Source organism: Devosia enhydra (assembly GCF_900119845.1).
In the GTDB taxonomy this organism is placed as follows: Bacteria; Pseudomonadota; Alphaproteobacteria; order Rhizobiales; family Devosiaceae; genus FPKU01.
This window is the reverse complement of the sequence record NZ_FPKU01000003.1, coordinates 770994-781909: the sequence shown is the minus strand read 5'-3', so window position 1 is coordinate 781909 and position 10916 is coordinate 770994. Positions and strand designations below refer to the sequence as shown.

Annotated in this window: 5 protein-coding genes and 2 rRNA genes; 4 read left to right on the top strand and 3 right to left on the bottom strand. The window is 63.1% G+C overall.

Features of this window, described 5'->3' with window-relative positions:
* Nucleotides 1-299 precede the first annotated feature (299 nt).
* Nucleotides 300-3031: ribosomal RNA gene (locus BT183_RS18510) — 23S ribosomal RNA — on the top strand.
* Nucleotides 3032-3117: 86 nt separating this feature from the next.
* Nucleotides 3118-3233, top strand: a 5S ribosomal RNA gene (rrf, locus tag BT183_RS18505).
* A gap of 339 nt (nucleotides 3234-3572) precedes the next feature.
* Here rrf and BT183_RS18500 read toward each other — a convergent pair.
* From BT183_RS18500 to BT183_RS18490, 3 genes are all read right to left on the bottom strand, one after another.
* Nucleotides 3573-4586, bottom strand: a complete 1014-nt coding sequence (locus tag BT183_RS18500) for a GGDEF domain-containing protein (protein ID WP_072346211.1) — start codon at nucleotides 4584-4586, stop codon at nucleotides 3573-3575.
* A 258-nt stretch (nucleotides 4587-4844) separates the two neighbouring features.
* Complete coding sequence (locus BT183_RS18495) at nucleotides 4845-6641, bottom strand: phosphoenolpyruvate carboxykinase (GTP) (RefSeq protein ID WP_072346209.1); 1797 nt, start codon at nucleotides 6639-6641, stop codon at nucleotides 4845-4847.
* 99 nt (nucleotides 6642-6740) lie between these two features.
* Nucleotides 6741-7265 (bottom strand): heme-binding beta-barrel domain-containing protein, encoded by a 525-nt coding sequence (locus tag BT183_RS18490; RefSeq protein WP_072346207.1) that lies wholly within the window; start codon nucleotides 7263-7265, stop codon nucleotides 6741-6743.
* Nucleotides 7266-7506: 241 nt separating this feature from the next.
* Here BT183_RS18490 and BT183_RS18485 point away from each other — a divergent pair, with 241 nt between their 5' ends.
* Both BT183_RS18485 and BT183_RS18480 read left to right on the top strand, forming a co-directional pair.
* The gene (locus BT183_RS18485; RefSeq protein ID WP_072346205.1) at nucleotides 7507-8226 is read left to right on the top strand and encodes an ABC transporter ATP-binding protein; all 720 of its coding nucleotides are present in this window, start codon (nucleotides 7507-7509) and stop codon (nucleotides 8224-8226) included.
* Nucleotides 8226-10787: an ABC transporter permease gene (locus BT183_RS18480; RefSeq protein ID WP_072346203.1), complete on the top strand. Its 2562-nt coding sequence runs from the start codon at nucleotides 8226-8228 to the stop codon at nucleotides 10785-10787. Before BT183_RS18485 ends, BT183_RS18480 begins: the two co-directional genes overlap by 1 nt.
* The last annotated feature ends 129 nt before the right edge of the window (nucleotides 10788-10916 follow it).

The following is a 10916-nucleotide window of genomic DNA, read 5'->3' as shown; positions in this document are numbered from 1 at the left end:
GGGATGCACTTCCTAGATCTACTGTTTGTTTTTGTCGCTTGGTTCAGAGAGCAAGTTTGGATGCTGTTCATCGCGATTGAGCGGTGAGGCGTCCGGATCTTTCGACATCGTGAAGAGATGGCTCGCTGCTTGTTTGACCCGCACCCCGGGGAGAGACAGCGCGCCACGTGAATTCTGGTTTTTTTTGATCTGACCGATCAAAAGCCACGCCGTGATGGCGTGGATTATCGTTCGGTCCCGTGGCTGCCCGTACCTTTACAAGAGGGGTCGGGCGGGTTGCGGGCATTGATAATGAGAACGATCAAGTGCCTTAAGAGCATCTAGTGGATGCCTTGGCGCATGCAGGCGATGAAGGACGTAATACGCTGCGATAAGCCTCGGGGAGCTGCGAATAAGCTTTGATCCGAGGATTTCCGAATGGGGCAACCCGACCATTTAGGTCACCCGAAAGGGAGCTAACCCAGGGAACTGAAACATCTAAGTACCTGGAGGAAAGGACATCAACCGAGACTCCGTTAGTAGTGGCGAGCGAACGCGGACCAGGCCAGTGGCCTGTGGGTAAGAACGGGAAGGACTTGGAAAAGTCCGCCATAGTGGGTGAGAGCCCCGTACCGGTAGAAAGCCCATAGGTCCTCGAGTAGGGCGGGACACGTGAAATCCTGTCTGAACATGGGGAGACCACTCTCCAAGCCTAAGTACTCGCATGCGACCGATAGCGAACAAGTACCGTGAGGGAAAGGTGAAAAGCACCCCGACGAGGGGAGTGAAAGAGTTCCTGAAACTGGATGCTTACAAACAGTCGGAGCCCAAGGTTTGTCCTGGGTGACGGCGTACCTCTTGTATAATGGGTCATCGACTTAGTCTGTCTAGCAAGCTTAAGCCGTTAGGTGTAGGCGCAGCGAAAGCGAGTCTGAATAGGGCGCGAAGTTAGACGGATTAGACCCGAACCCGAGTGATCTAGCCATGAGCAGGCTGAAGGTAAGGTAACACTTACTGGAGGGCCGAACCCACGTCTGTTGAAAAAGACGGGGATGACTTGTGGCTAGGGGTGAAAGGCTAATCAAACTCGGAAATAGCTGGTTCTCCGCGAAAGATATTTAGGTATCGCCTCGGACGAATACCTTGGGGGGTAGAGCACTGGATGGGCTAGGGGGTCTCACCGACTTACCAAACCTAACCAAACTCCGAATACCCAAGAGTACTATCCGGGAGACAGACGGTGGGTGCTAACGTCCATCGTCAAGAGGGAAACAACCCTGACCTACAGCTAAGGTCCCCAAGTCGTGGTTAAGTGGGAAAGCATGTGGGAATGCTTAGACAACCAGGAGGTTGGCTTAGAAGCAGCCATCCTTTAAAGATAGCGTAACAGCTCACTGGTCAAGCGTTCCTGCGGCGAAGATGTAACGGGGCTCAAACCACGCACCGAAGCTTAGGGTTTGCATGTTTACATGCAAGCGGTAGCGGAGCGTTCCGTAAGCCGGCGAAGGGAGACTCGTGAGAGCTCCTGGAGGTATCGGAAGTGCGAATGATGACATGAGTAGCGATAAAGAGTGTGAGAGACACTCTCGCCGAAAGTCCAAGGGTTCCTGCGCAATGCTAATCAGCGCAGGGTTAGCCGGCCCCTAAGTCGAGGCGGAAACGCGTAGACGATGGGAACCACGTTAATATTCGTGGGCCTGGTGGTAGTGACGGATCGCGCGGGTCTGTATCCCCTTATCGGATTGGGGATGCAGTGAGCCGGTTCCAGGAAATAGCTCCACCGACATAGACCGTACCCTAAACCGACACAGGTGGACTGGTAGAGCATACCAAGGCGCTTGAGAGAACGATGCTGAAGGAACTCGGCAAATTGCACGCGTAACTTCGGGATAAGCGTGACCTCATATTGGGCAACCGGTATGGGGTGGCACAAAAGAGGGGGTGGCGACTGTTTATCAAAAACACAGGGCTCTGCGAAGTTGCAAAACGACGTATAGGGTCTGACGCCTGCCCGGTGCCGGAAGGTTAAAAGGAGATGTGCAAGCATTGAATTGAAGCCCCGGTAAACGGCGGCCGTAACTATAACGGTCCTAAGGTAGCGAAATTCCTTGTCGGGTAAGTTCCGACCTGCACGAATGGCGTAACGACTTCCCCACTGTCTCCAGCATCGACTCAGCGAAATTGAATTCCCCGTGAAGATGCGGGGTTCCCGCGGTCAGACGGAAAGACCCCATGAACCTTTACTATAGCTTTGCGCTGGCATTCGTGTCGGCATGTGCAGGATAGGTGGTAGGCTTTGAAGCCAGGGCGCTAGCTCTGGTGGAGCCGCAAGATGAGATACCACCCTTATCGTCATGACTGTCTAACCGCGATGTAACAGCATCCGGGACAGCGCATGGTGGGTAGTTTGACTGGGGCGGTCGCCTCCCAAAAGGTAACGGAGGCGCGCGATGGTGGGCTCAGACCGGTCGGAAATCGGTCGTCGAGTGCAATGGCATAAGCCTGCCTGACTGCGAGACTGACAAGTCGAGCAGAGACGAAAGTCGGTCATAGTGATCCGGTGGTCCCGTGTGGAAGGGCCATCGCTCAACGGATAAAAGGTACTCTGGGGATAACAGGCTGATACTGCCCAAGCGTCCATAGCGACGGCAGTGTTTGGCACCTCGATGTCGGCTCATCACATCCTGGGGCTGGAGCAGGTCCCAAGGGTATGGCTGTTCGCCATTTAAAGTGGTACGTGAGCTGGGTTCAGAACGTCGTGAGACAGTTCGGTCCCTATCTGCCGTGGGTGTCGGAATATTGAGAGGAGCTGTCCCTAGTACGAGAGGACCGGGATGGACGCACCTCTGGTGGACCTGTTGTGGCGCCAGCCGCAGTGCAGGGTAGCTATGTGCGGAAGGGATAACTGCTGAAAGCATCTAAGCAGGAAGCCCCCCTTAAAACGAGTATTCCCTATCAGAGCCGTGGAAGACCACCACGTTGATAGGCCGGATGTGGAAGCGCAGCAATGTGTGAAGCTGACCGGTACTAATAGCTCGATCGGCTTGATCGTTCTCATTAATCAATGCCCGCAGCGCCAAACGGCACTGCACCAAAGGATCATCAAAACCAGAATTCACCAGTTGTGTTTTTCGCCGATCTGGTGGTTATCGCGCGGGGCCCAGAACCCGATCCCATCCCGAACTCGACCGTTAAATCCCGTCGCGCCAATGGTACTAAGTCTCAAGACTTGGGAGAGTAGGTCGCCGCCAGGTCTGCCAAAAACACAACACAATCTCTTCTCTGACAACCCAAAAGCCCCCGGATAAATCCCGGGGGCTTTTTTGCGTCCACAGCACGGGGGGACGGGGGCGTGCATGCCTAAATCCAGCCAGCGCGCTCGTCATCACTCATGCGGAGCTACATCCGCAATTCCGCTTGACTGCCATTGGGACCGTTCCAGCGCCGAGTGAGACTTTCGCAACGTGAATGTCCGCCGATCGATCGACTATTGGATCAGCCTCAGTCCCACGACCGCGCAGTTCTGCGTGAGCCGCGAACGCATCACGGACTGCCGATAAGACGCCGAGGCCCCTAGCCTAATCGCCGGCAGTCTACCCGGACAGATCGTCGCGGCCCGAAACCACCGTGCAATTCCGGCCCCTGCCCTTCGCGGCATAGAGCGCACAATCGGCAGCCGAGATCAGCGCAGAGAGATCGCCATGGGCGGGCCCGGCGCTGCTGATGCCGATGCTGACGGTCACGCCATGGCCTTGCGTAGCCGGCAGTGCGGCAATGGCATGTTGAAGACGCTGCGCCACGCCGAGGGCACGGCGCTCGTCGGCGCCCGGCAGCATGATGCAGAATTCTTCGCCGCCCAACCGCCCAATGATATCGCTCGAGCGCAGAACTGACCGGCACGATTCAACGATGGCCTGCAACACGGCATCGCCGGCGGCATGGCCCCTTGTGTCGTTGATGCGCTTGAAATGGTCGGCATCGAGCAGCAGGCAACTCAGGGCCTCGTTGCGCGCGCGCGTCTGGCGCATGGCCGTAGCTGCGCTGTCGATGAAGCTGCTGCGCCGCAGCGCGCCGGTCAGGCCATCGACAGCGGCGGTCTGGCGCAACTCGATCTGCTCCACCACCATGTCGGCGAGGTCGGTCAGAATGGCGATGTCGCGGGCGCTGGCCTTGCGCGGCGTGCTGTCGATGGCGCAGAGCGCGCCCAGCACATGGCCTTTGAGGGTGCGCAGCGGCGCGCCGATATAGAACCGGATATGCGGCGGCCCCACGACCTGGGGATTTTCGGCAAAGCGGGGATCTTCGCGCGCGTCCTCGACGATCAGGGGCGCGTTGGCCTGCACGGAATGATCGCAAAAGGATTCGCTGCGCGGCGTTTCGCAGATACTCAGCCCCTGCATCGACTTGAACCACTGCCGGTCGGCATCGACCAGCGTGACGGTGGAGATGGGGACGTCGAAAATCCGGGTGACCAGGCGCGTGATGCGATCGAATTCGGGCTCGGGCGGCGTATCGAGGATGTCATAGGCCTGAAGCGCGTCCAGGCGCTCGGCTTCGCTGCGGCGGATGGGCTCGAAGGGACGAGCAGGTTCGAGTGCGATCGACATTGTCTCTCCTTGCCGGACGCGCCTCTGGCGGGCTTTTGTCCGTCGAAGCCTTTCAGTGCAGGCTTCGACGGCAAAGCCGCTGAAACCCACCCGTGCCAAGTGGCTTCACCGCGACACTGGTGTCATTTTTTCGAAGCGCGCTCCAGACTGCTCTGCATCCAGGATGTTAACAAAAGTTGAACGGGCGACACCGTGATGATGCCGCCCGTTCATATCGCGAGGATGTGACAGCGGATCGGTGTCCGCTGCCTCGAAATGCTAATGCCGCGTCGCGGCTGCCGCGTCGAGCCGGTCGTGGATATGCCGGTACGACGGGGCGAAGGGGCCATCGAGGGCTTCGCCCATGCCGGCCAGATGTCGCTTCTGGCCTTCGAGCTCAGCGCGGATCTCGTCGGGGTCGGAGGCCATCAGGATATCGAAGCGCGCCGCATCGATGCTGCCCGAGCCATTCACGAGGTCCTCGTGCCGCGGCAAGCCGCCCAGAAGGCCCGAGCGGGCCTCGACCCGGCCACGCGCGCGCTCGACGACCCAGCGCAGGACGCGGGTGTTTTCGCGGAAGCCCGGCCAGATGAAGCGGCCGTTCTCGTCCTTGCGGAACCAGTTGACGCGGAAGATCGGAACGTCGACCGTGAGCTTGTCCTTGAAGGCGAGCCAGTGGGCCATGTAGTCGGCGATGTTGTAGCCGCAAAAGGGCAGCATGGCGAAGGGATCGCGCCGGATATCGGCCTGGCCTTCGGCAGCTGCTGTCGCTTCCGAGGAGAGAGTTGCGGCCCAGAGCACGCCTTCGGCCCAGTCCTGCGCCTCAAAGACCAGCGGGAAGGTCTTCGACAGCCGGCCGCCGAACAGCAGGGCCGAAATCTCGACGCCCTCCGGCGCATTCCAGTTGGCATCGAGCGTGCGGCAATTCGTGGCGCGCACCGTGAAGCGGGCATTGGGATGGGCCGCGGGACGGCCGGCATCGGGCGTCCAGGGGCGGCCCTGCCAGTCGATCAGCCGGTCGGGCGGGGTGCCCATGCCTTCCCACCACACATCGCCATCTTCGGTGAGGGCGCAATTGGTGAAGATGCAGTCATGGCCGACCATGTCCATGGCCACCGGGTTGGTCTTGGCGCTCGTACCCGGGGCGACGCCGAAAAAGCCCGCCTCGGGATTGACGGCGCGCAGTTCGCCGCGCGGGCCGGCAAAGAGCCAGGCGATGTCGTCGCCCACCGTGCTCACCGTCCAGCCCTTCATGTCCTCGGGCGGTTCGACCATGGCGAAATTGGTCTTGCCGCAGGCCGAGGGGAAGGCGCCCGCGACATAGGCCTTTTCGCCCTCAGGCGATTCGAGCCCGACGATCAACATGTGCTCGGCGAGCCAGCCCGACTTGTGGGCTTCGACCGAGGCCAGCCGCAGGGCGAGGCACTTCTTGCCCAGAAGCGCATTGCCGCCATAGCCCGAGCCGAACGACATGATCTCGGCTGTTTCGGGGAAGTGGGCGATGTATTTGTGGGTGGGGTTGCTCGGCCAGGACGAGCTGGTCTCGCCTTGGGCGAGCGGCGCGCCGACCGAATGTACGCAGCGCACGAAGGGCTTGCCCTCCATCCGCGCCAGAACATCGGCGCCCATGCGGGTCATGATGTGCATGGAAGCGGCGACATAGGCGGAATCGGTGACCTGAACGCCGAACATCTCGATGGGCGTGCCCGACGCCATGACGAAGGGCAGCACATAAAGCGTGCGGCCGGCCATCGCGCCATCCAATAGCGTATTGAGCTCGGCCCGCATCGCCACCGGCTCGCGCCAGTTGTTGGTGGGGCCGGCCTCGGCGGCATCGGTGGTGCAGATGAAGGTGCGGTGCTCGAGACGCGCCACATCGTCGGGCGTCGAGCGCGCGAGGTAGGAATTCGGGCGCTTTGCCGGATTGAGGGGGATCAGCGTGCCCTCCGACACCAGCCGGGCGCAGAGGGCGGAATATTCGGCCTCACTGCCATCGCACCAGTGAATGGCGGCCGGCTTGCACAGGGCCGCTATCTCCGCCACGAATGCGGCGACGCTCGAATTGGGAGCAGGCATGGTCGATCCCTCTGGCAGTGAACGCCTCAGGACATGCCCGGATAGGGCTCCCAGCCGCAATTGACCATTCCGACTAAGCCTTTTGGCGGGGGCCGCCGATCAGCGCCCGAACGGCACGCTGGAGGTGATGACCTGGCCGGAATTGTTGAACTCCACCTCGAAATCCACCGTGATGCCGGAATTGGCGAGGCTGATGGCCGAGCCGATGCGCACGTCGTTGCCGCCACGGTCGCGCTGCTTTTCGGCGAGGTCGAAGCGGATGCGATCGCCCTGCTGGCGCCCCACCGCGATGCCGGTGAAGCCGGCATTGGAGCTCATGGCGGCCTCGTAGCGGCGGTTCTGGTCGCTGTAGAGGATGGTGCCCGAGACCGACAGGTTCATGTTGGCGAGCGAGCAGCGGCCGGCATAGTTGATGCGCGCCTGGTTGCCCTTGGAAATGGTGAGGCGGCACCGGAAGCTTTCGGGTTTTTCCGTGCCGCGCGTAACGCCTTCGCCGCGCCATTCCCCGACATAGGATTCGAGCAGCGCCATCTCGGCAGGGCCGGCGAGGGCCGGGGCCGAGAAGGCCGTGGCCAGGCTCAGCGCCATGGTGGCCGCAACGGCGCGAAAGACTGTCTTGGTCATGTCACTTGATCCCTGATGACGCAGTTTGCTTCCCATCAACCTCACGAATCTGCGAGGGTCCCGAGCGGATTTGGCGTTAACCTGCCGGCCAGCAGCGGCGGAACGATGCCTGCCGCCGATTCGAAAGGACAAGCCCGTGAACGACATGCCGGCCTCGGAAGGGACCCCTGCAGCGCCGACAGGCAATCCGTCTTCGTCGTTAACTGCAAGTCAAAAAACCGCGTCCGGGATCGATTTGACCATGAGTGCAGCAAATTCGTCCCTCGCGCCGATCATTACGGTCAAGGATGTCGACTATACGCTCGATGTGGCGGGGCGCCCGCTCAACATCCTGCGCAAGATCAATCTCATTGTGCAGCCCGCCGAAGTCGTGGCCATTGTCGGCCCCTCGGGCAGCGGCAAGACCTCGCTGCTGATGCTGCTGGCCGGGCTCGAGCGCGCCACGGGCGGCGCCGTCACCGTGGCGGGTGAAAACCTGGGCAGTCTCAGCGAGGACGAACTGGCCGTGTTCCGCCGCAAGACGCTGGGCATCGTGTTCCAGAGCTTCCATCTTATTCCCTCGCTTTCGGCGCTCGACAATGTGGGGCTGGCGATGGAGATCGCATCACCGGGCATGCCCCTCGCCAAGACACGCGAGGCGGCGGCCGCCGCGCTCGCCGCCGTGGGGCTGGGCGACAGGCTCGATCACCGGCCGTCGGCGCTCTCGGGCGGCGAACAGCAGCGCGTGGGGCTGGCCCGCGCCATGGTGGCACGGCCCAAGCTGTTGCTGGCCGACGAACCGACCGGCAATCTCGACCAGAAGACCGGCGAAAAGGTCATCGACCTGATGTTCGGGCTGGCCCGCAAGCAGGGCACCGCCGTGGTGCTCATCACCCATGACCCCGGCCTTGCCGACCGCGCGGACCGCGTGGTGACCATGACGCAGGGCGAATTGACCGAAACCACGAAGGCCAAGGGCTGATGCGCGCGCTGCTTGCCGCCATCCGCATCGGCCTGCTCGACATGCGGGGCGACCTCAGGCGTTTCGGGCTGCTGGTGGCCTGCCTTGCCGTCGGCACGGCGCTCATTGCCGGGGTCGGCTCGGTCGGGGCCAGCATCACCGAGGCCGTGGAACGCGACGCCGCCGTGCTGATGGGCGGGGATGTCGAGCTTTCGCGTGCGGACCGCGCCGCCACGCCTGAAGAGCTGGCGGTGCTCGAAGGGTTCGGCCGCATCGCGCGCGTCATCGATACCAATGTGCGGGCCGAGGCCGAGGATGGCACGGCCGAGGCCTTTGTCGACCTGATGGCGATCGGCAGTTTCTATCCACTCTTCGGCTCGGTTTCGAGCCCGTCGGTTGTTGCGGGCACGCCGGTGCATGACCTGCTGAGCGCCGTCGACGGCGTGCCGGGCGCGCTCGTCGATCCCCTGATGATGGACGAGCTGGGCATCTCGGTGGGCGATACCTTCCTTCTTGGCGGTACGCCCTTCGCGGTACGCGGTGAGCTCGACGGGCTGCCCGATGCAGCCGTGCGCGGCTTCCGCCTGGGCTCGACCACGCTGATCACGATTGAAGGGTTGGCACTGCTGTCAGATCGCACCTCGCCGCTGCCGGGCCTGGGCACGTTCTTTCGCTACAAGCTGGCGCTCGAGGACATGGATGCCGAGGCCGGCAAGGTCGCCGTCGCCGAGGCCCTTGCCGATCCGGCATGGACGGTGCGCTCGGCCCGCGACGGGCTGGGCCCGATGGTGCGCTATTACGATCTCTTCATGTCCTATCTCGTCATCGTCGGGCTCGCCTCGCTGCTGATCGGCGGGGTCAGCGTGTGGACCGGCATCCAGGCCTATATCGGGGAGCGGGCCGGGGTCATCGCGGTGCTGCGCTCGATCGGCGCGGGACGCAACCGGGTGTTCATCCACTTCTTCTCGCAGGTGGCGATGCTGGCACTGGTGGGGGTGGGCCTCGGCCTCCTCGTGGGTGGCGGCACAGCCTGGGGCGTGCTGCCGGCCGTGGGCCAGGCCGTGGGCATAAACCTCAGCGCGACGCTGCACATCCAGCCACTGGCCGTCGCGGCAGGGGTGGGGCTGCTCATCGCCTTCGCGTTCTCCTATCTGCCGCTGCAGCAGGCGCAGGCGATTTCGCCCGTGTTGCTCTTTCGCTCCAAGGGGCTTGCGGCGCCGCCCATCGACTGGCGGCGCATGCTGGGCAGCCACCGCGTGCTGCCGCTTCTGGTGGCGGGGCTGGGCATTGCGTGGCTGGCCGTGCTGATGACCGGCGATACGCTGCTAGTGCTTGCCTTTGCGCTCGCTGCGGCGGGCGCCGTCGTGATCCTACAGGTGGCGGTGAACCTCGCCAAGCGCGGACTGCGCCGCCTGCCCGAGCCGTCCTTTGCGCTGCTGCGCCGGGCGCTCTCGGCCATTGCCTCGTCGGGCTCCAATGCTGGGGCGGTGGTGGTATCGGTGGGCATGGCGCTCGCCATGCTGGTGGTGGTGCTGGTTCTCGAGGCCAATCTGCGCCAGGAATTCCTCGGCGCCTCGGTGTTCGATGCCCCGACCCTCGTTGCCTCCGACCTCTTTTCCGACGAGGTCGCGGCGCTCGAGACCATGGCCGATGCCGAGGGCGACATCGCGCTCTTTACCGCTACGCCCATGCTGCGCGCCGCCTTTTCCGGCATAAACGACCGGCCCGCCTCGGCAATTGCCGCCAGCGGCCCGGAAGCGGCGTTCCTCATGTCCGGGGAAGTACCCATCACCTATCGCACGGCCCTGCCCACCACCTCGCGGCTGGTGGAGGGGGTGTGGTGGCCCGCCGATCATGCCGGTGCGCCGCTCGTCTCGCTGCACCAGAGCCTGCGGGACGGGCTCGGAGTGCGGCTGGGCGACACGATCCGGTTCGAGATCTTCGGGGAAACCATCAGCGCCGAGATCGCCAATTTCCGCGATTATTCCTGGCAGGGCGGCATCGATTTCCTCGCCACCTTCTCGCCCGGCCTGCTCGAAGCCTATCCCGCCACGCTGTTCGGCGCGGTGACGGCGGTGCCGGGGCGCGAGCAGGCGCTCGAGCGCGACCTGGCGCAGGCGCTGCCCGATGTGCGCTTCATCGCCATCGGGGCCACCCTGCAACAGATCACCAGCGCGCTGAGCCAGCTTTCCTTTGCGGCGGTGCTGGTGGGCGGTCTCGCTGTGGCCAACGGGCTCCTGGTGCTGATCGGCAGCCTCGCCACCGGACGACGCCAGCGCGAAGCCGATGCGGTGATCACCAAGGTTCTGGGCGCGCGCCGCTTCGAGGTGGTGGGAGCGGTGGTGATCCAGTTCCTGATCCTCGCCGCCTTCGCCGCGATCATCGCCACGCCGCTCGGCATCGGGCTCGCCTATGTGATCACCAGCGTGCTGCTGGCCGTGCGGTTCACCGTCGAGCCGCATGTGCTGATGCTCGTCAATGTGGGTGCGGTTGCGCTCACGGCGGTTCTGGGCGCAATGACCATCTGGCGGGTGCTGGGCACGCGCCCCGCGCTGATCCTGAGGCGGCTCGCAACCGACTGAGGTGCCGTGCCGGTGATCGCGAGGCGGCGGGGAGGAGCGCTATAGGCAGACGCCCCCGTGGCATGCGACAATGGCGTTGGCGTCGGGCCGCGATCGGGCCGGTGTCGCAGCTATCCGTCCTGCCCAGCG